The sequence below is a fragment of the Treponema sp. OMZ 857 genome, assembly GCF_024181085.1.
Classification (GTDB): Bacteria; Spirochaetota; Spirochaetia; order Treponematales; family Treponemataceae; genus Treponema.
This window is the reverse complement of the sequence record NZ_CP051147.1, coordinates 1452402-1476068: the sequence shown is the minus strand read 5'-3', so window position 1 is coordinate 1476068 and position 23667 is coordinate 1452402. Positions and strand designations below refer to the sequence as shown.

Genomic DNA, 23667 nt, shown 5'->3' with positions numbered 1-23667 from the left:
TGGCGATGTTCAAAAAGTAACCAACTATTGAGACATCCCCGGATCTACCGCTTTCGGCAGTACCTTCGTCCATGCGGAAAGCAGCGTTTGCGGCTCCTTCCGTTCGGTGATGAGTGCGGTAAAAAGCGGTTCCAGCTGAGGCAGCGCCGCATCCAGCAGGGTGAATTCTTCTTGAGAAAAAGGAGACAGCACATAGCCTGCAATATCGGGATGATCGGCGCTGCTGCTTTTTTTTCCGCCGGGACGCCCGATACCGATCCTGAGCCGCCAAAAGTCCGGCGTACCCAGCGCAGCCTTTATTGAGCGAAGCCCGTTGTGTCCGCCGAGCCCTCCCGACCACTTGAGGCTCAAAGCGGCAGGGGGCAGTTCGAGTTCATCATGCACGACAAGTATTTCCGCCGGGGGGATTTTGAAAAACTGGGCAGCCTCCCCTACTGATTCCCCCGATAGGTTCATATAGGTTTCGGGCTTTAAAGCATGAACAGCCTGCCCTGCGCTCACTGCCGCCGGAAACCGCCCGTACAGTCCGCGGAACTTATGCTGCCACGAAATTCCCCTGCAAATAGATAAACGATCCGCAGCAATCCACGCTGCGTTATGCCGGGTGCGTTCATACTCCCGCCCGACATTTCCTAAAAATGCTATTAACGAAATCATCTTTTTTGACCCGTAATTATTCTTTTACCTTCGTGTCGATTATGATCGTAACCGGTCCGTCATTGTGAATTTCCACCTGCATATCCGCTCCGAATTGTCCGGTTTTTATCGGCTTACCAAGCGCTTCGCTCAGTTTGCGGATACAGCATTCATAGAGCGGGATTGCAATCGAAGGCTCTGCCGCTGCATTGAAGGACGGGCGGTTTCCTTTCTTGGTACTGGCAAACAGGGTGAACTGACTGACCAGCAAAATGTCGCCCTGCACATCCGCAAGGGCACGGTTCATCTTCCCCTCATCGTCTTCAAAAATCCGCATCTGTACGATTTTCTTAACCAGCCAATCTATATCGTCCTCAGTATCTTCAGGACAAATTCCCAATAAAATCACAAAGCCCTTGCCGATGGTCTGCGTTTCAAAGCCTTCAATTGCCACGCTTCCCGACCGTACCCGCTGTATTACTGCTCGCATATCACACGCTCCTCATTCCGTATATCTCCCGATCGTATTTACGAGTTCAATATCGATATATCTCCGATACTGTTCAAAATCTTTATCTAATGTAAGTATTGATAAATTTTTATCGTTATTATCCAGACGCTTTTTTCTACAAACAAGCGACCATACGGAAGTGTCAACCAATACAAACTTCATCGCGATCTCATCTTCTTGTAATGATAAGAAGGATGATATTCGATTTTTCCAAACAGCTGTATGAGTTCTTCGGATTTTCGCCGTTCAATAAACTCTTCAAGTGCCGTATTTACCGTTTCTTTTTTTGTGCTGTACCCGCCGATTTCATAAGTGGTATTGAGTAATTCTTCATTTATTGCAAGATTTGTCGCCACTTTATCACCCTCCATACCTATTCTACACATATCATTGTGTAGAAGCAAGCGATAGTCTAAACGACTCATCAGTATAAACGAATCGGGTACTTTGTAATACATGCCTGCACAAATAAATAAGAAAAATATATTAGCGGGAACCTCTAAAAATCTAACAATGAGTTTCCTTACAAAACAAGCCGATAGACTTACAGTTTTTAAAGATGTCCTCCCCTTTTACTGTGGGTGCCTATTGTAAAGGCGTAGATGAAAAAACAACAGGGATGTCGAAAAAACAAGCAACTTTTCAGGCATCCCTGTCCCGTTGCGGTCGTATATCATGGCAGGGCACCGTCTGGCTTCTTTGCACTTCGGCTACCCTGTCATATGGAAACCTACAGCGGATCATTCATCCTTTGTAAACCATTCTGCCTGCGCCCCCAGTTCATGTGCATGATCTTTATACATTTGCAGTTGATCGGTCGGGACCTTTATACTACCCGCTGTTAAACCGGTACAATTCTGAAAAACATTTTCAAACTTATCATTGTAATTACACTGGAGTGTAACAGCAGTAAGCTTTGTGCAGTTATTAAAACACTCCTTCATCTTCTCAACCGTTGCGGGGATTACCGGCACACTGACAAGACTGATACATCCAGAAAAACATTCACCCATACGCTGAACATTTTGAGGAATTACCGGTACACGACTAAGACTGGTACATCCAGCAAAACATTCTTTGATATTTATGACACTTGCGGGAATAATCGGTGCTGTTTCAAGGCTCGTGCAGTCGATAAAGCAACCTTGCATATTAGAAATACCTGAGGGAATATCTGACACTTCTACCAGATTTGCACATCCGTAAAAACAACAGTCCATATCTGTAAGACCGGATATTGGTGTGTCACCGAATTTTAAGGCGATTCGTTTTTGACTGTACTTTTTCAGCATTTCCCCCAGGGGGCTTGCATTTGCTTGAGAACTTGCACCGTCCCAATCGTGCTTTACATCATTTTTTGTAAGACCGGTTACTTCGATATAACAGATACCATCAACTGCAGGTTCTATCGTTTTAAGGCAATTATCCAAGTCGGTATATAGGACTTGTGTATATACAGGCTTAAACGTAATACCCACCATTGTATTTGCGGTAATTTTTACTTTTGCAGTTGTATCTCCCTGCCTTCCATCTGACATCAGAGCACCTAACGGTGTTACCGTCCACAGGTCTACCTGATATCCGGAAGACGGGACTGCCGTAAATTCAACGGTCTTGCCGAATTCTATGTTTATTGGACTTGTAGAACTCTCTGCTATACCATCAGATTTTACTTTCAAAGTACCATACTCTCCTGCACTAAACGTTAATGAAAAGGTCTCCGGCGTAGATGGGACACCAGGTTTCTTCGTATCGTGTCCATTAATCGGTTTACAGCCTGTTAGCGTAAAGACAATGGCAAACATCAACACTCCTGCAAACCAGTTCAAACGTTTGCCCATTTTATGTATATGCATATTCATGTTTTTCTCCTATAAATAAAATATTACGTAATTACAAAATAATCGAAGGAATAACAGATAATTATCCGGTATCGAACCAAATCGCTTGCGAGGCATTCCGATACAAAGCTCTATTAATGATGTATACAAACTGAAAAAAGTGGATTGGATGATCCCATTTCGCCTTTACCGATGAGAAAAAATTAGAATGTTTTTGATTAAAATATACAAAATTATCTAAAAAGCATTCGAACTGTGAACTGTGAACTGTGAACTGTGAACTGTGAACTGTGAACTGTGAACTGTGAAAATTGTATTGCCGACTATGAGTGTGTCAAGCCCTGTATACCGATTTTGCTCCGATATGGGGTCCGCTTTGGAAATGAGATTTTTATACTGTGATAATCCAATTCTGCGACTCAACATAGGTATTATTATATAGTCCAAAATCCGAAAACGCAAGAAAAAAAATTTAGTACCTGCATACGAAATCCGTAATTGACCGCTGAATAGATTTGATTTATTATCTATTTTAGGGAGCGTACTATGAAACATATCGGTCTTTTTTCCTACATACTGACAAGAAACGTCAAAAACAAAAAAATGAAACGTATACCCATTGCCGCGGCACTGTGTCTCGCTGCAATGTTTATATTCGCAGCTATGAGCTTTACCGGATGCGCCGATAAGCGGCAAACGGCTGCGGACAGCGGAACGGAGGAATTCGTTACGGCGATTTCTCCGACCAATATCGGAAGGCTTGCTCCTATTGCCGTCAGCTTTGCCTGCGATGTTATCTGCGAACCTGAACAGGCTTTGCAGTTTTCTCCCCGGCAGACGGGGACATGGGAACTCCAAGACAGCAAAACGGTTGTGTTTACGCCGTCAGCTCCCTACCCTTCCAGCCGTAAAATCATCTTATCCGCAGACTGTGCAAAGCTTTTCGGGAAGGAGACGGCGCAGGGTACATACCGCCATGTGTTTTTAGCAGACACCCCTTCCTATGAAGTCACGCTGGATACGTTAACACTGAATCAAGATGAGGATGCTTATTCGCTCAGCGGCAGTATCACTACAGACATTCCCGTTACCGCGGATACCATCCGGCACTGTGTTTCGGCAAAGTCAGGAGGCTTTTGGGGAAGCTCCTGCCCAATGCAATGGGAACAAGGTTCGTCGGGAAAAGTGTGGAAATTTTTTATCCAAAATATCGGCATTAAAAAACGGGCGCGGAGCTTATCGGTTTCGTGGCAGGGGCGGAAGCTCGGTTTGTCGAAAAAACAGGATGCGGCATTTGCAGGCACAAAATCATTCGATATTCCGGCAAAAGACGAATTTTCCATCATCGATATCAATACTTCAAAAAAGAATACCATACTGGTGAGTTTTTCAGGTCGACTCGACGCTTCCCAGGATATCCAGGATTTTATTTCGACTCACAATGAAGACGGTTCTCGGAGCGATGATGTCAATGTATCAGTCAGAGGTAACGTACTGACGATTTATGACGATTCAAATTGGCGGAATATCAAAACTATCCGCATTTCAAACGGGATCAAAAGCTCGAACGGTATCTACCTTGCCGCAGCGCGGACTATCACTCTTTCGGATAATTGGGAACTGCCGTCCGTGCGTTTTATGACCGACGGAACTATCTTACCGTCTTCACAGGGAACGGTGCTACCGGTCGAGACACGGAATGTGAGCGGTCTTTTAATACAAGCTTTTGCTATTTACGATCATAACATCGTTCAATTCTTGCAGGTCAACGAATTGGACGGAACCGATGAACTGTACCGTGTGGGCGAGCCGGTGTGGACGCAAAATGTTTCATTCGATTGGGACGATTCGATGCAGAATAAATACATTCCGCGCGGAATTGATGTGTCGGCGCTCACAAAAAAATATCCTCATGGGATGTTTCAAATACGCATTTCATTCAGAAAAAAGAATATCAAATACCGTATTCCCTCCGATGCCGATGAAGCGTTTGCTTCGCTGCCGCAGCCTCCCGATATGATCGAAGCTGATTTGCCGCCCGACGAAAAGAGTTTCTGGAATTATTGGGAAGATTTGGATTATGATGAGCGGGATACCTATTGGTCAAATAAAAATAATCCCTATCATCCGGCTTTTTACATTCCTCGTTTTAATAGTAAGAATTTGATAAAGCGGAATATTCTTATCTCGGATGTCGGCATTATGGCGAAAAAGACAACGAGCGGAAAACTGTACGTCAGCGTTGCCGACATCAAAACGGCACAGCCTATCAGCGGAGCGGAAATTACCTGCTATTCGTATGTCGGCTCAAAAAATGCCGAACTCCGGTCGGACAAAAACGGCTCCGCAGTACTCGAAGACGCTTCCAAAGCAGTATTCATCGCGGCAAGCTACAAGGGGCAGACTTCATATTTGAAAATTGGAGCCGGAACGGGATTGAGCGTCAGTCATTTTGAAACCGGCGGCGAAAAAACCGTAGGCGGCGTAAAAGGATTCATTTACGGAGAGCGCGGCGTATGGCGGCCGGGTGATCCGCTCTACCTTACCTTTGTGCTGCAGGATTTACAGAAAACCCTGCCGGCGGATATTCCGGTCTCTTTTGAACTTTCCGACCCGCTCGGACGGGTAACGGAGTCGCGTCTCCTAACACATTCGGTAAATGGCTTTTATCCGGTGGAAACAAAAACTGCCGCCGGAGCACTAACCGGTCTCTGGCAAGCCAAGGTAAAAATCGGCGGACAGGAATGGACTCGACCGCTCCGCATTGAAACGGTCGTCCCGAACCGCCTGTCGGTTAAACTGGAACCTGAGAAAAAAATGCTTACTAGCGGTACGAACAACTTTACGCTTTCGGGGGCATGGCTGCACGGAGCGCCGGCGCCCAATTACAACGCAGACGTTGCCGTGTTCTTTACCTCTGCGCCGGATAATTTCGGTTATTCCGATTTCAGCTTTACCAATCCGTCGGTAGAAATGGAACTGGGCCGCTCAACCATTTGGGAAGGAACACTGAATAGCGCTTCAAAGGCAACATTCAGCGAACATTTCACCATCGGCGCAGATGATCCCGTACCGGGAAAACTACAGGCGCATTTTGTCAGCCGCATCTTTGAACCGTCGGGAGCCTTTTCTACCGAACAAAGCGCTTTCCCGTATTCGCCGTACAGCCGCTATGTCGGTCTGCGGCTGCCGAAAGGAGATGCCGCACGGGGAATGCTTTTAACCGATGTTCAGCATACCGCCGATGTACTGCTGATAGACCAAGACGGTAAGCCGGTTCCTTCCGGCGAACTGTCCTATACGATTCATAAATTGGATTGGAAATGGTGGTGGGAAAAAGACGCCCTCACCGACGCAACGTATGTCTCCAGCAACTCGTCTTATGAAATTGTACGCGGCTCGGTACCCATTACAAACGGAAAAGGGAGCTTTCAGTTTGAAATAAAATATCCCTCATGGGGACGGTACCTCGTTACGGTTTCCGACGGGCGGCGCGGACACAGTGCGGCAAAAATCGTGTATATCGATTGGCCGGGCTGGGCGGGACGCGCTCAAGAAAACGGTTCGGGCAGCGCGGCGATGGTTACGCTCATCACCGACAAACGGCAGTATAGCACGGGCGAAACCGCTTCTGTTTCGTTTGCCTCAAGCGCCGGAAACAGAGCGCTCGTTACGGTAGAAAAGAACGGCGAAATTCTCAAACAGGATTGGCTCGAAACCGCCAAAGATACCACGGTGTATAAACTGAAATTGACGGAAGCGATGGCGCCGAATGTGTACGTGCATATCACGGTATTGCAGCAACACTTGCAAACGGCGAACAGTTTACCGATCCGCCTTTACGGTATCGTACCGGTGATGGTCGATAATCCCGCCACAAAACTCACTCCGGTGATTACCGCTCCGGCCGTCTATGCGCCCAACGAAAAAGCGGTTATCTCCGTATCCGAACAAAACGGAAAACCGATGACATTCACGCTAGCCGTTGTCGACGAAGGGCTGTTGGGATTAACGAACTATCACGGGCCGGAACTGAGACGCGAATTCTATAAGAAGGAAGCGTCGCAACTTTCGAGCTGGGATTTATACAAATACGTTATGAACGCCTACAGCGGAAAACTTGAAACGCTGCTTGCAATCGGCGGTTCCGAAGACCTTGTCGATAACCGTGAACGGGGCAGCAATCGGTTTAAACCGGTGGTGCAATACCTCGGTCCCTTTACGATCGCCGCCGGTGAAAAGAAGCAGCTTTCGTTCGATATGCCTGAGTATGTCGGAGCCGTGCGGGCGATTGCGGTTGCAGGCTTTAACGGTGCTTACGGTATTGCGGAAAAGACCGTTCCCGTAAAGGCCGACCTTATGATACAGGCAGCGCTCCCCCGTACACTCGGTGTCAATGAGCGTATCGATGTACCCGTTACGGTATTCAACGGGACAGACTCTGCACAAAATGCAAAAATCACCTTGAATACAAAAGGCGCTATTCCGTCCTTTAACGCTGAAAAAACCGTAAAGGTACCCGCTTCTTCGGATACGACCGTTACGTTCACAGTAAAGACGGAAGCGGCCGGTACTGCCGACTTCACCGCCGCCGTAAAAACGGACAAAGGTTTTGCTCAATCCATAACGCCGGTAGAGGTGCAAGCGCGCGGTATTCCCGTTACCTACCGTACGCCGTTTACGCTGAAACCTTCGGAAAAAACGATTGTGAGCGTGCAAAGTCCGGGAGAAGTCAGTTCGACAACACTTTCACTGGAGCTTTCTTCCATACCGGCGCTCAATTTAGCAAGCAGGCTCGACTACCTGATTCGATATCCGCACGGGTGTATCGAACAAATTACCTCCGGCGGTTTCCCGCAGCTGTATCTCGCAGACTTTGTACAACTGTCACCGCAGGAAAAGACGCGCATTCAAAAGCATATCCAATCGGTTATCGAACGCTATCCTCAGTATCAAACCGCATCGGGAGCTTTCGCATACTGGCCGGGCAACAGCGCGCCGTCCGCATGGGGTTCGAGCTATGCGCTCCACTTCTTAACGGAGGCAGAGAAGCAGGGCTATGCGGTACCCGATTCGATTAAAAAACCGCTGACCTCTTGGCTTGCTTCTTCCGCGGCGGAATGGGAATCCTATAGTGAAGATTCGGCTGAAATACAGGCATACCGGCTCTTCTCGCTTGCGCTTGCAGGCAGCCCGAATATCGGCGCAATGAACCGGTTGAAAAATGAACGCCTTGATGCTTCCGCTGCACTGCTGCTTGCTGCTGCATACTCGCTTACAGGCAGGGATGACACGGCGGAAGACGTATTTGCAGATGCATTGGGCGCGTTGACTAAACAGGAGACATCCTACCGGTATACCGGCGGCTCTTTCGGTTCGTCCACCCGCATACAGGCGCTCTATTTGATGGTATGTACACTGCTGCAGGATGATGTAAAGGCAGCGAAAGCAGCCCGCGAAGTTGCATCCGTACTTTCCTCCGATGATTGGTGCAGCACGCAAGAGACCGCATGGCTCCTATTCTCGCTTTTACCCTATTACAAAAACCGCGATGCAGCCTCGTGCAGCTATACCGTTACGGCGAACGGCGCGTTGCGGCAGGGACAGCTTAAAAACGCCTCGATTATCGAAGCCTTGCCTGCGGGAACAGCGGACAAGCAGACCATCGAAGTAACGAACACCGGAAAAGCGATTCTCTACGGCATTTTAACCGCAGAAGGTATGTCCATACCGGGAACGGAACAGCGGCAGAATGAAAATATCGACCTTGATGTCCGGTATACCGATTCCGACGGCGACAGGATTTCTCCTGCGGATTTAAAGGTAGGCGATTCATTTGTCATCAAAATAAGCGTCGATAACCGGATGGCAAAAAAGATTGAAAATATCGCGCTGACGTTCCCCATCCCAACCTATTGGGAAATCAGCAACGATCGGATAGCCTTGGACAGCAGCGACGGTTCGGATTCTTTTGCCTATCAGGATATCAGAGACGACGTCGTATATACCTACTTTGATTTAGCGCGTAGGGATTCGGTAACCTACAAGTTCTATGCAACGGTTGCCTATAAAGGAGAATACTTTATACCGGCTATCCATGCGCAAGCGATGTACGATAATTCGATTAGGGCGGTGGTGCCGGGTCTCAAAGTGTCCTTTTGAAATATACGGTGCATCTACTGTGTCGTACGGCAAAAAAGTGTCCTCAACGTATCAAAGATACGCCTGCGGTACTTTTTTGCCTAACTCCTTGTATCTGCACCGTCTATTTCAAAAGGCTTACGTGTTCGCGCCTTGTAATTGCTGAACGGACAAGGATGTCCGTGGTTCTACGCAGCAGTGATGTTGTTGCACAGCAAAAACTCGCGTCCAGAAGTGTACACGGATGTACACTTCTGGACAGTCTATTTCAAAAGGCTTACGGCGAGTATGTTTTACGATATGCTGCTGAAAATGCTCAACGTATCATCTCCGCCACGTGTCCGTTCTGATACGTTGAAGACTACTTACAGTAGCGGCACGGAGGCCGCTGGTTCCATCAGAAGCGATGTTTCGGCTGCTGCCGAAACTCACAGTCAAAACTATACACGGATGTATAGTTTTGACGTAGATGCGCCGTCTATTTCAAAAGAGCCCCCTACCTCGGATAGGTACAGGTCTTTCCGTCTATACCCCGTGCCGAAAAGCGGCCGTCTTTTAACGGGGAGATAATATCCTCATAGAGCAGTAGGGCGGAAAGCGGGAATTTTCCGCCGCCGTTCGGTAAATCGACTGCAAATTGCGGTAACGATAAACCGGAAAGACGTTTACGTAATGCTTTCCATATAAGCGCGGCTTTTTCAAGCGGTACACGAAAATGCGCCGTTCCCCGCGCCAAATCCGTTTGGAACAAATATCCGGGTTTTATCCCCATACATACGAGCGCGTGGAAAAGCTCCGCAAGAACGGCGGGCTCATCATTAACGCCGCGCAGCAATACGGTTTGGGTTTGCACCGGAATCCCCGAATCGATACAGCGGATTAAGGCATGCCGCTGCGCCGTGCCGAGTTCCGCCGGATAGTTTATATGTGCAATCACCCAGAGCGGACGGACGGAACGAAGCAGCGTCATAAGCTCTTCGGTAAAAAGCTCCGGTGCAAAAACCGGCGCACGGGTGCAGAGGCGGAGCAGCAAATCGGGACGGACGGAGCGGAGGCATTCCAACAGATGTTTTATCTGCTCAAAACTGCCGCTCATCGGGTCTCCGCCCGAAACCAGAATTTCCTGTACTTCGGGATGTGTTTTAAGGTATGACGTTACCGCTCCGATTTGCTCATCGGAAATAAAGCCGCTTGAGCGGGCGGTAAATTCCCGCCGGAAACAGTACCGGCAATACGAGATGCAGCGGCCAGTGCTCAATAGCAGCACGCGGTTCGGATATTGGTGTACCAGATACGGGGTAACACAATAGCGCGCTTCGCCGAGCGGGTCGCCCCGCTCTTCCTCCGACACGACCAGTTCGTCGTCGGAGGAAAGCACCTGCCGACGCAGCGCAGCAGCAGCGGCAGGTGCTGCGGAGGTAATCAAGGCCTTAAACGCCGGTGAAATATGCTCCGACAAGCGGATAACCCTATCGGCGGAATTCTCATTCCGCCAGTCATCACCCCGACAATCATCATCCGGTGCAGCGTTCATACCTCCGTCACACATTTACAGCGCATCGACTCCGTACATCAATGCTGCCAGTACCTGTGCATCGTCGATTAAGTTTTTCATAATGCAGTATTCATTCGGTTGGTGCGCCATATCGTCGAGTGTACTCCATACGACGGCGTTAAAGCCTGCTTGGCGGAGCGGTGCCGCGACGGTTCCTCCGCCGATACCGATGGTTTGCGTTTTTTTGCCGTGTATTTTTTCGATAGCCTTTGACAGCATCGTAACAACCTCGGCATCAACAGGCGTTGCAGGAGATTCCGCCGAATCATCAATAATAAGCTCAACCTGTACGCCGTACTTTGCTTCTATTGCACTCGCCTCAACTTTTATCTTCTCCATCACTTCCGCAACAGTGTAACAGGGGAGTATACGGCAATCCATATAAAATACATCATCGCCCGGAATGGTATTAATGTTCGGAATATTCACTTCTTTTTTTGTCGGCTGCAATGTCGAATACGGCGGCTCGAACAAATTATCCTGCTTTGAAAACACTTTTTCCAAAGCATTCAAGCGGAGCGCTAAATCCGCCGCCGCAATGTGCGCATTCTTTCCTAAATCGGGGCGAGAAGCATGCGTTTGCACTCCATGCACAACAACCTTTAACCACAACAGGTTCTTTTCCGCTACTTCAATTGTCTCGCCCGAAGGATCTCCCCCGTCCGGGACAACGATAATATCCTGCGGTTTAAACAGCTGATGATTATTCAAAAGATAAATAACGCCGTATCTTGAACCCACTTCTTCATCAGCGACAAACAATAATTTTACGGTGTGAGCAGGTTGAATCTTTAATGCAAGAAATGCGTAAGCGGCGAATACCGCTCCGGTCAGTCCTTGCTGGTTATCTTCTACACCGCGCCCGATAATTTTATCGCCGTCCTGCTTCAATACCCACGGATCGCTTTCCCACTTTGAAAGCTCGCCGGGAGGTACCACATCGGTATGCGCCATAATCCAAACCCGTTTTGAATCATCTTTGCCCGGAATAGTAACGACAAGGTTAGGTCTGATACCGGAGGATACCCGTGTATCGGGTGCATCGAACCGTTCAAATTGAGTAAAGCCGAGCTTTTTTAAATATGCTTCCAGCGCTTCGCATTTTTTCAACTCCCCGTCGCCGTCCGACTCCGGAGCCATGGCAGGAATGGAGCACAAAAGCCGTTCAAGCTCAATCATCTTATCTTTTTGTTGAGCGATAAAATCTTTAACCGATAAAAAATTTGACATACAACCTCCACATACGTAATGAAATTAAACTCTTTTCAAAAGAGTAAAGCACTCTCAAAAGAGGCTTCTACTATATCATATTGGCGGCGATTCTGCAAACAAGAAGATCGATCTCTCTACGCATCGACTTCCGCAAGAAGATTTTTCATAATAAAGGCTTTGCGTTCGGGGGTATTTTTTCCCATATAAAACTCAAGCACGCCTGGGATCTTTTTCACGGTCTGAATACTGACCGGTAAAAGGCGGATATCTTTTCCGATAAACTGACCGAATTCGCTCGGGCTTATTTCTCCCAATCCCTTAAAACGGGTAACTTCCGCCGCCGCGCCGAGCCGTTTCATTTCGACATCCCGCTCTTTTTCCGAATAACAATAGCAGGTTTCTTTTTTGGTGCGCACTCGGAAAAGCGGCGTTTCCAAAATAAAAATCCGCCCGCTCAGCACCAGCTCTTCAAAGTAGGTGAGGAAAAAGGTGAGCAAAAGGTTTCTGATATGAAAGCCGTCGTTATCGGCATCGGTTGCGATGATGATCTTATTATAGCGGAGGCTTTCAAGGCTGTTTTCGATACCGAGCGCCATCATCATATTGTAGAGCTCCGCATTTTTGTAGATGGCGGCGCGTTTTTTGCCGTGCATATTTTCGGGCTTACCGCGCAGCGAAAAAAGCGCTTGCGTAAGAACGTCGCGGCTCGAAACCATTGAACCCGAAGCCGAGTCTCCCTCAGTGATAAAAATCATCGACTCATTGCCGTACTGCTTATCCCCAAGATGAAACTTGCAGTCTTTCAGCTTAGGTATTTTCATTGCAATTTTTTTTGCAGCGGCCTTCGCTTCTTTTTTAACACTGTTCAGCTCTGTCCGCAGCCGCTCGTTTGCAAGGATTTTTTCTTCCAGCTTCCGCGCGGCTTCAGCATTTTTTTGCAGCCATTCCACCACAGCGGCCTTGGTACCGTTGACAATCCACGGCCGCACCTCGGTATTGCCGAGCTTATTTTTCGTTTGACTTTCAAACACGGGCGCTTGCACCTTAACCGCCACCGCCGCGCAAGTACCTTCGCGGACATCCTCGCTCTTGTAGTTTTTGCGGTAGTATTCGTTAATACCTTTCAGCAAGCCTTCTTTAAAAGCGGAAAGATGCGTGCCGCCATCCGAGGTGTATTGCCCGTTGACAAACGAAAAATAGGTTTCGCCGTAGTTGTTAGTGTGGGTAAAAGCAAATTCAAGCTTTGCTTCCTTAAAGTGAGCAATCGTGTAGAGCGTTTCTTCGCCGATTTCCGCATTGAGCAGATCGAGTAAGCCGTTTTCCGATATGTATGAAGCGCCGTTACAGGTGAGCGTAAGACCGGCGTTCAGATAGGCGTAGTTCCACATCCGTTTTTCGATAAAGTCGAGGTTGAATGTATAGTCGCCGAATATTTCCCTGTCGGGGATAAACTCCACGAGCGTGCCGTTCTTAATACCTTTTTTGGCATCTCCTTGTTTTTCGTGCTTTAGCACACCCCGCTCAAACACCGCTTCGGCGTATTTCCCGTCACGGACGGAAACTACCCGGAAATATTCGGAGAGTGCGTTCACCGCCTTGGTACCGACACCGTTCAAGCCCACCGAAAACTGAAAGACTTCATCATTGTACTTTGCACCGGTGTTGATGACCGACACGCATTCCACGACCTTCCCGAGCGGAATGCCGCGCCCGTAATCCCGCACGGTAACTTTGTTGTCCTTCAAAAGCGCGTCGATGCGGTCTCCGTTCCCCATAATAAACTCATCGATGGAGTTATCGAGCACTTCTTTTAATAGAATATAAATACCGTCGTCGGGATTCGAGCCGTTTCCGAGTCGGCCGATATACATACCAGTGCGGAGCCTGATATGCTCCAATGAGCTAAGTGTCTTTATTTTCGATTCATCATACGTATTCTTTGCAGCCATGTTGTTTTAAATTCCTCCAAAAAAAGTTTTTTTAAATTGAAGACAGAACGGTGATCGGCGGAAGTCCTAAGTTGTCTGCCGTTTGCCGGAGCGCAGCGTCGGAGCAGATTACCGCAGCGGTACCGCCGGATATACCTCCCGCCGTCGTTGCCGAAAGCGCGGCACTTCCCGATACGCTTGCGGCGAGCCGTTCGGCAAGCCTGTTCATGCGTTCCCGTGTACAAGAGATAATACCTTCGATTGTTTGCATCCTCGCCTGATGAGTTATCCCGTTTAAGAGGCGCGAGAACGCCGCCGCGCTTCTCTGCGCCGGGGTTCTCGGCTGGAGCGCCGTGCTGTACGTGCCGGTAATCAGGGCTTCCAGTTCGGAGTCGGTAAGCGGCGCCGCGATGCTTTTTTCGATACAATCCCGTATACTGCACAAGGATTTGAGCGGCGCAGGGTCTCGGTAGGTAGTCATCGTAAACAGCGCCGTTGCGGAATCGGGATATGCCGAAACGCCGTACGCGCCGCCTTTTACACGGATTGCCTCCCACAAGGCTCCTGTCTCAAGCCACTGGGCATAGACGATAGCAGCGCCGTATTCCGTTTCATCGAACGCAACCGGCAGAAGCTGCGCCGCGAAGCCTACCTGCACAGCGCTGGGAAAGGCCGAAAGCGCCGCCGGTTTTTCAAAGGCTCCGGTTCTAAAGCCGCCGGTACTGCGATGCGGAAAATCAAACTGCGGTAGATGGGAAGCAAGCGCTTTTTTGATAGCGCTTATATCGGCGCTCGTACCGCACACCTTCACGATAAGGCCGGAGCACATCAGCTTCCGGTGTATTGCTTCAAGTTTACGGGCAAGTTCACCGATTGCTGCCGATTTTTGCTCCAGCGCCGCATACTGCCCGCGCAGAAAACGCAACTGAGGAATCCCCATCCAGAGATTTTCCGCCCGTTTTGAACCGGAATATCCGGATGCCGCGTACAGTGCAGTCAACGTATGTCCCGAATACGACGGCAGCGGATCAAGATCATTTTTCAGCTGAATAAAAACATCCTTCAACCGCTTTTCGTCGGCAAAAGAAATATCGTTAAGATACGAAAAAATACGGTTTACCGCGGGTTCGATATATTCTGGCAGCATTTTGGAGCGGATAAAAATCCAGTCCCGATCTGCTACATCTTCGGTACGGAGCGCATTATCGAAAAACACCGCGGCTTCGGACGTCCCGTGCCTGCCTGCGGAAAAGGTAACCGCGGAAAAGCCTCCCGTCAGATAAGCGAATTCTGCCGCAACGGTATCCCAGCTCTGCGTTTTTGTTCCCATCGAGGAAAGCGCCGACGTATAGAGCGTCAGGTATGTATAGTCCTCCGCCGAAAGCGAATCGACGGGAACTGCGATGTCCATATAGGTGATGCCGTTTGTCGGCTGTTCATGTATGATAACGGGAATCTTGCCGAAATATTCGAGGGATTCGGGTATCGGCGGTTCAACCGGCGGCAGCTCCTCTTTTGAAATATGCGGAATAAGATGTTGCGCTTGAACATCCGCCTCAGGATTAATGCCCGTATCCGCATCCGCTTTTTGCCCGCTAACGGGTACGGCTGTCTGTTCGGCGGAACCAAAATGGTGTTCTGCGCTGCCAAGGCTTTGCGCCGCGTGGTGCGCTTCTTGAGCGAGCCGTGTATCGATGTTCTCGCAAAAGTGAATGTCCGGCCGTACGGAAACGGTTGTCCGATGGGGATTATCAAGCAGCAATGTACGGATGAGGTCTTGAGCGTAATGCGGGTTTTGGGAAAGCCGCTGTTTCAGCCGCTGAAAAGCAGGTATGGAACGGAGCGAAGCCTCCGGCGCAAAGCCGTGTATCCAGCCGCGGAGCGCCCGCCGCATCAAAACCAGCGAAAAAGGGCCGCCGGAACGGGTAATTTCTCTGTTATAAAAATCGAGGGAATTGAGCGCGGTTTCAATCAGCTGAGATTCAAAACCGTTCCGAATAATGTCTTCAATGCCGGAAAGGATAAAGGCTTCAAACTGCCCTTCCGCACTTTTATCGATGTCTGCAAGGCCGAGCGTAAAGCAGATGTTTTTCAGGTCAGCCTGTCCGCCGTTGTACGGATACACATCCTCGGCAAAGGGGCAGTCGAGCAGTTTTTTTTGTAAGGGTGCTCCGTCATGTCCCAACAACAGCTCCTCCAAAAACATACAGTCCATCAGCCGGTCGATGTCGGCGCTTTCGGGCAGCAGCCAATTCATCGTTACCGTGAGCTTGTCGGGATTTTTTCCCTCTCCTGCGGGCGCCGTTGCCGAAAAGACGCGGGGTGCGGGATAGGGCGTAATAGCCGGAATGAGCGGCGGCTTTTCTGCCGGTTCAAAAAACCGCAAGAAGCGTTCCTGCAAAAAGGCAAGCTGTTTTTCGGTTTCGATGTTGCCGTACAAAAAGACCTTGCAGTTTACCGGATGATAGTATTTTTTATGGAAAGCGCAAAAGTCCTCATAGCTGAGCTTGACGATATCGGGCGGAAAGCCGCCTGAATCATGCGCATACACCGTCCCCTGCAAGAGAGAATGCCGCAGCTCGCGGTCTACGCCGGAATCGAAATCCGCATACGCGCCGCGCATCTCATTTAACACCACGCCGGAAAAATACGGGTTTCCTTTTTCATCTCGTTCGAGCCGATGACCTTCCTGTTCAAAGGTTTCCCGTTTGAGCAGCGGAAAAAACACCGCATCGCCGTACACCGACATCAAATTAAAATAATCTTTTTCGAGGATGCTCGACGCAGGGTACACGGTCTTATCAGGAAATGTCATCGCATTCAAAAACGTTTTAACACTCTGCTTTGAAAGGATTAAAAAAGGATCTTTCAGCGGATAATTTTTTGAACCGCAGAGTACCGAATGTTCCAGAATATGCGCAACGCCCGAACTGTTTTCAGGCGGGGTCATAAAAGCAAACGCAAATAAATTTTCGCTGTCATCGTTATGAATGTGATAAACTTCAAGTCCGGTTTCGCAATGCTGCGCAAGAATACCCTCCGCCTGCATTTCGTCAAGCGCTGTTTTTGAAATAATTTTAAACCCGTGGATTAGGTTATCCATACGTCATCTCCGTCCTTTCCGAATAAGAGCAGCTCGCCGTCTTCCCAGCTTTTCCGCAATTCCTGTAAAAAACGATTGGTAACTTCGCGGCATTCCCGCACGGAAGCAGGGTTCGACGCCTGATCGTCAAGAATGAACTGCTGTCTGTTTTTAGAAATGTTATTGAGGATTTTTTTGACAAAGACTTCCGGTTTATAAGAAATCAATGCGGCAATTACTGAGCTTTCCATACCGGATAATTTTTTCTGTAAAAAGCGGTCGTCTGCAATGAGGACGTCTTCAAAAGTAAAAAGCCGTTCGCGGATATTTTGTTCAAGTTCGGGATTGGCTTCTGCGATGTTCTGTAAAATAAACTGTTCCGTTTCGGAATCGCTGCGCCGTAAAATAGCGGCAAGTACCGCGCGGCCGTCGATTGCTTCGGTAGCCGAGCCTGTCCGTATGCGGGTAAACTTTTCGCGCATCGAAGTGTTTACCGTCTGCAAAATTTCAGGACTGATGGTTTTAAGCCGCGCGAGGCGGAGCACGATGTCTTTTTTTTCCGCATCGTTTAAGCCGGTAATATAGGCGGCCGCTATTTTCGGTTCCAGTTGAGAAAGCACGAGCGCCTGTGTTGCAGGCATTTCGTCCGCTAAGAGCCGCTTGAGCTTTTCTCCGTCGATACCGTCCAAAAAATCGAACGGCCGCTCGGCAGCAGGCGGTATTGCCCGCTCGATAATCTCCCGCGCTTTTTCCCCGCCGAAAGCCGCCGTCAGAATCCCTTGAGCGGTTTCTACGCCGCCGACGGAATTCTTCGCTTCGTTATAAAGCGCCGTAAATTCGCTTAAAATATAGGCGGCTTCGTCCTTATCGACATAGCGGATGGTCAGCATTTCCGCTACTACTTTTTCGATTTGCTCGCGGGTGAGCTTTTGCAGTACCGTTGCCGCCTGCGCCTCTCCGATTAAATATAAAAACTTTGCAACGCGGCGATAGGGACTCTCTTTTTGAGCGTCTTCACTTGCTACCTTTATCAGCCCGCGCCGCCGTATCTCACTTTCCAGATCACTCATACTGTCTCCCAATATAATGGAAAAACAACCGAGTATCAACATCGCATTTTACTGACGTTATACTTGACCTCATATTACAAACTCATTATCCTAAATATCTCGAAAAATATGGAGCTCGTAAGACAGTGATTCCATCAGATGCCACATATAAAAGACGGAATACACCATATTTTTCGTAACGGTATTCAACCTTCTCATGTTTACTATAGTTAACCACGTAGGAGATAATATGACAAAAAACAGTATCACAGCAGGACTGCTGCTCGTTGTTTTCACGATGACCGGATTATACGCACAGACGCAAACGTCTCAGGTAAAACCGATTTTAACTGAAAAAGCCGTGAAGGGATTTATCAAAAATCATGACAAGCTGCTTGAAGGCATCAATGCCTTTCAAAATGATGAGAATTCTACGGAAGCTCAATGGGTCGAAGCCTTTAGGGATGCACTTGGAGAAGACACCAATCAAGCAGCAGCTTTTCTTAAAAAGAATCCGGCACCGAAAAAATTGCAAGCGCTTTTCCGTAAGTACGGACTTGATGGAAAAACAGGGCTATTGCAAATTACGGTGATTGCCTATGCTGTTTTGAATTCCGAATACGGCGCAATTCCTTTCGAAATTCATCCGGACGACTTGAAACTCGTGCAAAAATACCATGCGGAAATGTCTGAATTACTCAAACCGATACCTATTGAAACGGAAAGCGATAGTAAATAGCGCATCGTAATATCACTCACAACATTGTCTATTTATTTAGGAGATTATATATGGCCATTGTACAAGTTAAGAATTTGCGCAAAACCTATCCCTTAGGGAAGGTTTTGGTAGAAGCTGTTAAGGGAATTAATTTTTCCATCGATAGCGGAGAATTTGTTTCCATTTCCGGACCGTCCGGCTCGGGGAAATCCACCACGCTCAACATGATTGGGTTGATCGACACGCCGACCTCCGGCGAGCTGATCATCAATGGAGAAACAATTTATCAGGAAAAAGACTTTGCCTCTCTTTCCAAACGGAAAAACAAGGGCTTAAAAATTCCGCCGAAGCTCGACAAGCGGATCACTCAGCTGCGCCACGAGTATCTGGGTTTTATCTTTCAATCCTTTAACCTGATTCCGGTTTTGGACGTATACGAAAATATCGAGTTTCCCCTTTTGTTCGGTAAGGCAAAAGAAAGCAAAGAAAAGAGCAAGGAATGGATTGAGCACCTCATCGAAAAGGTCGGATTGAGCGAATGGACGCACCATAAATCGAATGAACTTTCAGGCGGTCAGAGGCAGCGCGTTGCTATTGCCCGTGCCTTGGTTACCAAGCCTGCATTGGTGCTTGCCGACGAACCCACTGCAAACCTCGATTCCAAAACCGGCGATCAGATTCTTGCACTGATGAAGGACATGAGCCGCGAGTTTAATACCACCTTTATCTTCTCCACCCATGATGCTAAAATTGTCAATATGACCGACCACCGCATCAAAATCTTAGACGGAAATGTCGTCGAGGACACGAAGGTTAATGGATAATTAGTAATGGGTAATGGGTAATTATGATTTATCCGACGGAAGTGCAGTATTTGCATGATTATGAATTAAATTGAAGAGGATATAATGAATAAAACGATTTTTAAGTTGGCGTTGAAAAATCTTTTTTCGCATAAGACAAAGACGCTGATTATTATGATTTTGATCGGGCTCGGCAGCTTTTTGGTGGTGCTGGGGCTTGGTATACTGAACTTCGCGGAACGGCAGGCAAAGAATGTATGCGAGAGCGACTTTTGCGGCGATATTTTTATTACCGGAAAACCGGCTGATAAGGATGTCTTTGTAACAATTACCGGTGCATATAAAAATGTCAACACGGGTAAGCTGCCTTCGATGCCGTATTTATCAAAGATAGAAAAAATTGAGGCAAAGTTACATGACATGCCGGAAGCTTCTGTGTTTACGCGGGGAATGGTTGTCGGGTATGGTATGCTGCGTCCGGCTGACCTACCGGATATGTGGGAACCTAAGAGCGAAAACTTTGCGTATATGCCGTATGCTACGACACTCGGTATTGAGTCTTCTTCCTATAAAAAAACATTCGAGACAATTAAGGTGTATGAAGGTGAATTTCCTGATTCGGATGATGCAGAATTTATCTTATTGCCGCCAAAAGTAAAAGAAAAGTACGAGAAATATTATGAACGGGAATTGCATGTTGGAGATGAAGTTGTGGTGATGAGCTTTGGAGAAAAAGCAAAGCTGCGCAAAATAAAGGTGAGCGGCTTTTTTACCTTTGCACATCCCGATACGGCGGTTCAAGATGTGCTTTATACGGATATCAACAGTGCGCGTATGCTTGCAGGCGTAACGATGGGGGCTCGTACCGTTACGGAAATTCCTCAGTCAATCGATCTCAGCCTTGCAGAGAAAAGCGAAGACGACTTGTTCTCCGATGATGCAGTCGGTGTTACCGAAGAGGCGAAAAGCATCACTGAAAAAAAAGCGACTGCGGAAGATTTGGAAAATATTTTAGGCAGTACGGAGCTGCGCAATCAGCTCAATATGGCGGACACCGATGCATGGCACTTTGTAACGGTTAAGCTGAAGGATCCTTCAAAAACATCCCGGGTGATTACAGATTTGAATAAATGGTTTGCAGAAGAAGGTCTTATAGCACAAGCGCTTCCGTGGGATAAAGCATTGGTGCAGTATGCTGCTGCGATTAAGATGACACGGACGCTGATGATCGCGGTGCTGGTATTGCTTGCCGTTGTGGTGCTTATCGTCATTATGAATACGCTTGTCGTTTCTGTTATGGAGCGGACGGCAGAAATCGGTACGATGCGTGCCATCGGAGCAAAGCGTTCCTTTGTCAGGCGGCTCTTTTATACGGAGTCGTTTTTACTTTCGTGCGTTGGGGCTATATGCGGGATTGCTCTTGCGATTATCGCAGGGTTCATCTTTAATGCGTTGGGAATCAGACTTCCGAATGAAACGATGGCTGTTATGTTCGGCGGTTATAAAATCCAGACAGCTATCTCGCCGGTTGCAGTATTGAGTACACTTGCGGCTATGCTTGCCGCCGGAGTAATTGCAAATTGGTATCCGGTTGGACTTGCATTAAAGATCAGCCCATTGGAAGCCATCAACAAATAAGGTATTGTTAATGAAGGTATTGTAAGGAAAGATTATGAATATATTAAAGATTGCATTTCGGAATTTAAATAGGCAAAAACGGCGCAGTATGTTGTTGGTTATTGCGATTGTATTTGCGTTTCTTATTGTAACATTGATCGACGGACTGTCGGCAGGTGCACGTAAGAGTTTGGAATATCAGATTGCAAAGATTATCGGCGGGCATGTCTATGTAACCGGGGCAGAAAAGGCAGCGGACAAGACAGAAGATGATAAGGCGAATGAATACCTTCCTCCCGAAAGTGTTGAGCTTGTGCATAGAATCATCAAAGAAGAAAAAATTGATGCATTGTATACAACTGTACGTGCACAGCGTTACGGCACGCTGATTTTTGCAGGGAATCAGTTGACTGCTCAAATTGCAGGCTGCAAATTCGATGAGGAAGAAGCCTTGCGCAACAGTTTCGCGTTTAAAGAAGGCGGATGGGAGAACGTAAACATAGAAAACGCTCTTTTTATCCCTCAAAAAACCGCCGAAGCGCTGAATGTCGCTTTGAATGATGTTATCCTTTATGAAATGACTACGTTAAGCAGGCAGGCAACGGTTGCGGAATTTCAAATCGCGGGCATTTATCAAGATCAAAGTCAGTTTGATCAAATACAGTTTTATGCGAACTTCGATTATCTCAATAAAATTGCCGAAATTCCCGAAGGGTGTGTTGCTCAGTTCGGTATTTTCTTGAGAGATGAAAACCAGCAGGATGCCGTTGCTGCCATTTTTGAAAGGCGCCTTGCCGAATACGGTCCCGTTACCAGCCGTGAACTGGCGGCGCAGTTTAACCCAACCTCTCCCGGGCAGGAACTGCTGCGGCAGTTGAATGAAGGAAAGTGGGACGGAACGAAATACGCCGTTATGACTTTCTATGATTTTGCGCCGCAGATGGTAACGCTGTCTCAGACGATACAGTGGGTCAGTCTCGGTGTGCTGTTGGTATTGCTGCTCGTTACGATGATCGGTATTTCCAATACGTTCAGGATGGTGGTGCATGAGCGGAAGGGCGAAATCGGCACCATGCGTTCTTGCGGTGTCAGCAGAGGTAAGGTGAGCCTTTTATTTCTTGCGGAGGCAGGCTTTCTTTCGGTTATCGGCGCCGCAGCGGGCTTTGTGCTTGCACTGCTCGTTATGCTGATTATCAGCCTCATCCCCATATCGATTGACTCGGTACTCAGTATGCTCACCACAAACGGGCATTTCTTGTGGATACTATCGCCTATAGTTATTGGCTTAAAGTTCCTGCTGACAGCTTTCTTGGCAATTCTTGCAGCGCTCAGCCCTGCAATCCGTGCTGCCAACATGATTCCGGCGGAAGCCTTGCGGTCGAGTAAGTAATCGGGATATATTCCGTGAACATCCCCGCGTGTAAGCGGAAAAACGAATCTCGCATTTATTAAGAGGAGAATATAATGAATTACACGACAATGATAAAAAAATATGCCATAGTGTTTTTTGCTGCGGTCTTGTGTGCACTGCCGCTCTCGCTTTCGGCACAAATACCGAGCACGGAAGAGATGTACGGTATTTTGGAAAAGCAGTACGAAGCAGGTAACTTTGATAAAGATATAACCTGTACGCTTTCGCTCATTATCGAAAAACCGAACGAACCGAAATCTGCACAGCAGTATAAACTGTTCCGGCGTGATACAAAAGATCAAACCACGCTTGTGCAGCTTGCGCCTGAGGCGGATAAGGGAACGGGTTATATGCAGGAAAAGAATAACCTCTGGGTGTATGATCCTACCTCGCATCAATTTACCCACTCTTCGCTTAAGCGCGCTATCGGGGATTCCGACGCAAGTGTTTCGGATGTTAATAAACGGTCTGAATTTAGAAAGACTTACGAAATTACCGATATAGCAGCATCAAAACTCGGTAAGTTTGATGTATATGCAGTTACGCTCAAGACTCTTCTTTCTGACGCGCGGTATGCGCAGGAAAAATATTACGTGCGTAAAACTGATCCACTTATCTTAAAAATCGAAAGCTACGGCTCAAGCGGACGGCTGATGCGCACCACGCTCCTGCCTAAATACGTCAAAATCGGTAATTTCAACTGGCCTGCTCAATCCATCTATATTAACGAAATCAATAAGGGCGAAAAGACCACGCAAATACTCTCCGATTTTGATACCTCCGACATACCGGATGTGGTGTTTACGAAGGCCTACCTCGAAAAAATCAATTGATCGTTTGCAAATAAACGGTACATCTACTTCGTTACTGCGCACAAATTAATCCTCAACGTATCAAAGATACGCCTGCGGTTAATTTGTGCTCGTGCCTCGTATCTGTACCGTCTATTTGCAAACGCGCTGGAGGGGCAGAACCGCCACGGATGGCGGGGGTGTTAAACAGTAGCTCGGCTCAAAATTTATTTAGTTTACAAATTGCTTTATATCCTTATTTCCTCTTTTTTTATGCGTAGAGCATCTTCAATCATAATCGCTGTCAGACGCATGGTTGCTTTAGTACAATAATGAGCGATGCCTGTAGTAAGTGTTTCAGAAACGAGTCCC

At 47.8% G+C, this 23667-nt stretch carries 16 protein-coding genes; 6 read left to right on the top strand and 10 right to left on the bottom strand.

The window, feature by feature from the left end:
- Positions 1-24: 24 nt before the first annotated feature.
- The 5 genes from pth to E4N66_RS06695 all read right to left on the bottom strand — a co-directional run bounded on the left by pth (position 25) and on the right by E4N66_RS06695 (position 3009).
- The gene (pth, locus tag E4N66_RS06715) at positions 25-657 is read right to left on the bottom strand and encodes an aminoacyl-tRNA hydrolase (RefSeq protein WP_253727395.1); all 633 of its coding nucleotides are present in this window, start codon (positions 655-657) and stop codon (positions 25-27) included.
- A gap of 16 nt (positions 658-673) precedes the next feature.
- On the bottom strand, positions 674-1126 hold the full coding sequence (gene dtd, locus E4N66_RS06710) for a D-aminoacyl-tRNA deacylase (RefSeq protein ID WP_253674948.1): 453 nt from the start codon (positions 1124-1126) through the stop codon (positions 674-676).
- 12 nt (positions 1127-1138) lie between these two features.
- Entirely contained in the window at positions 1139-1309 is a 171-nt protein-coding gene (locus E4N66_RS06705; RefSeq protein ID WP_253674598.1) for a PIN domain-containing protein, read from the bottom strand.
- Entirely contained in the window at positions 1306-1518 is a 213-nt protein-coding gene (locus E4N66_RS06700) for a type II toxin-antitoxin system VapB family antitoxin (protein WP_253727394.1), read from the bottom strand. The genes E4N66_RS06705 and E4N66_RS06700 overlap by 4 nt, the downstream gene beginning before the upstream one ends.
- 369 nt (positions 1519-1887) lie before the next feature.
- Positions 1888-3009, bottom strand: coding sequence for a leucine-rich repeat protein (locus E4N66_RS06695; RefSeq protein ID WP_253727393.1), 1122 nt, complete (start codon positions 3007-3009; stop codon positions 1888-1890).
- Positions 3010-3534: 525 nt separating this feature from the next.
- On the opposite strand from E4N66_RS06695, the gene E4N66_RS06690 reads away from it, so the two are divergent.
- Complete coding sequence (locus tag E4N66_RS06690; RefSeq protein ID WP_253727392.1) at positions 3535-9150, top strand: alpha-2-macroglobulin family protein; 5616 nt, start codon at positions 3535-3537, stop codon at positions 9148-9150.
- Positions 9151-9625: 475 nt separating this feature from the next.
- Here E4N66_RS06690 and E4N66_RS06685 read toward each other — a convergent pair whose 3' ends face one another.
- The 5 genes from E4N66_RS06685 to E4N66_RS06665 form a co-directional block, all read right to left on the bottom strand.
- A complete protein-coding gene (locus E4N66_RS06685; RefSeq protein WP_371922405.1) occupies positions 9626-10678 on the bottom strand; it encodes a KamA family radical SAM protein in 1053 nt (350 codons plus the stop codon).
- A complete protein-coding gene (locus tag E4N66_RS06680) occupies positions 10679-11914 on the bottom strand; it encodes a M20 family metallo-hydrolase (protein WP_253727390.1) in 1236 nt (411 codons plus the stop codon).
- A 116-nt stretch (positions 11915-12030) separates the two neighbouring features.
- Positions 12031-13845 carry a DNA topoisomerase IV subunit B gene (locus E4N66_RS06675; RefSeq protein WP_253727389.1) on the bottom strand — a complete coding sequence of 605 codons (1815 nt, stop codon included), beginning with the start codon at positions 13843-13845 and terminating at the stop codon, positions 12031-12033.
- A 31-nt stretch (positions 13846-13876) separates the two neighbouring features.
- Positions 13877-16927, bottom strand: a complete 3051-nt coding sequence (locus tag E4N66_RS06670) for an insulinase family protein (RefSeq protein WP_253727388.1) — start codon at positions 16925-16927, stop codon at positions 13877-13879.
- A complete protein-coding gene (locus E4N66_RS06665; RefSeq protein ID WP_253727387.1) occupies positions 16915-17976 on the bottom strand; it encodes a flagellar motor switch protein FliG in 1062 nt (353 codons plus the stop codon). The genes E4N66_RS06670 and E4N66_RS06665 overlap by 13 nt, the downstream gene beginning before the upstream one ends.
- A gap of 229 nt (positions 17977-18205) precedes the next feature.
- On the opposite strand from E4N66_RS06665, the gene E4N66_RS06660 reads away from it, so the two are divergent.
- The 5 genes from E4N66_RS06660 to E4N66_RS06640 all read left to right on the top strand — a co-directional run bounded on the left by E4N66_RS06660 (position 18206) and on the right by E4N66_RS06640 (position 23337).
- Complete coding sequence (locus E4N66_RS06660; protein WP_253727386.1) at positions 18206-18694, top strand: hypothetical protein; 489 nt, start codon at positions 18206-18208, stop codon at positions 18692-18694.
- A 50-nt stretch (positions 18695-18744) separates the two neighbouring features.
- The gene (locus tag E4N66_RS06655; RefSeq protein ID WP_253674616.1) at positions 18745-19497 is read left to right on the top strand and encodes an ABC transporter ATP-binding protein; all 753 of its coding nucleotides are present in this window, start codon (positions 18745-18747) and stop codon (positions 19495-19497) included.
- Between the two features lie 84 nt (positions 19498-19581).
- Positions 19582-21114: an ABC transporter permease gene (locus E4N66_RS06650; protein WP_253674618.1), complete on the top strand. Its 1533-nt coding sequence runs from the start codon at positions 19582-19584 to the stop codon at positions 21112-21114.
- A 34-nt stretch (positions 21115-21148) separates the two neighbouring features.
- Positions 21149-22483 (top strand): ABC transporter permease, encoded by a 1335-nt coding sequence (locus E4N66_RS06645; protein ID WP_253674620.1) that lies wholly within the window; start codon positions 21149-21151, stop codon positions 22481-22483.
- A gap of 74 nt (positions 22484-22557) precedes the next feature.
- Complete coding sequence (locus E4N66_RS06640) at positions 22558-23337, top strand: outer membrane lipoprotein-sorting protein (RefSeq protein ID WP_253674622.1); 780 nt, start codon at positions 22558-22560, stop codon at positions 23335-23337.
- The last annotated feature ends 330 nt before the right edge of the window (positions 23338-23667 follow it).

Coding starts and splice junctions, on each gene's coding strand:
- E4N66_RS06640 (WP_253674622.1), top strand. CDS start 22,558: ATGAATTACACGACAATGATAAAAAAATATGCCATAGTGTTTTTTGCT.
- E4N66_RS06705 (WP_253674598.1), bottom strand. CDS start 1,309: ATGAAGTTTGTATTGGTTGACACTTCCGTATGGTCGCTTGTTTGTAGA.
- E4N66_RS06695 (WP_253727393.1), bottom strand. CDS start 3,009: ATGAATATGCATATACATAAAATGGGCAAACGTTTGAACTGGTTTGCA.
- pth (WP_253727395.1), bottom strand. CDS start 657: ATGATTTCGTTAATAGCATTTTTAGGAAATGTCGGGCGGGAGTATGAA.
- E4N66_RS06700 (WP_253727394.1), bottom strand. CDS start 1,518: ATGGAGGGTGATAAAGTGGCGACAAATCTTGCAATAAATGAAGAATTA.
- E4N66_RS06650 (WP_253674618.1), top strand. CDS start 19,582: ATGAATAAAACGATTTTTAAGTTGGCGTTGAAAAATCTTTTTTCGCAT.
- E4N66_RS06665 (WP_253727387.1), bottom strand. CDS start 17,976: ATGAGTGATCTGGAAAGTGAGATACGGCGGCGCGGGCTGATAAAGGTA.
- E4N66_RS06690 (WP_253727392.1), top strand. CDS start 3,535: ATGAAACATATCGGTCTTTTTTCCTACATACTGACAAGAAACGTCAAA.
- E4N66_RS06660 (WP_253727386.1), top strand. CDS start 18,206: ATGACAAAAAACAGTATCACAGCAGGACTGCTGCTCGTTGTTTTCACG.
- E4N66_RS06655 (WP_253674616.1), top strand. CDS start 18,745: ATGGCCATTGTACAAGTTAAGAATTTGCGCAAAACCTATCCCTTAGGG.
- E4N66_RS06645 (WP_253674620.1), top strand. CDS start 21,149: ATGAATATATTAAAGATTGCATTTCGGAATTTAAATAGGCAAAAACGG.
- dtd (WP_253674948.1), bottom strand. CDS start 1,126: ATGCGAGCAGTAATACAGCGGGTACGGTCGGGAAGCGTGGCAATTGAA.
- E4N66_RS06675 (WP_253727389.1), bottom strand. CDS start 13,845: ATGGCTGCAAAGAATACGTATGATGAATCGAAAATAAAGACACTTAGC.
- E4N66_RS06685 (WP_371922405.1), bottom strand. CDS start 10,678: ATGTGTGACGGAGGTATGAACGCTGCACCGGATGATGATTGTCGGGGT.
- E4N66_RS06680 (WP_253727390.1), bottom strand. CDS start 11,914: ATGTCAAATTTTTTATCGGTTAAAGATTTTATCGCTCAACAAAAAGAT.
- E4N66_RS06670 (WP_253727388.1), bottom strand. CDS start 16,927: ATGGATAACCTAATCCACGGGTTTAAAATTATTTCAAAAACAGCGCTT.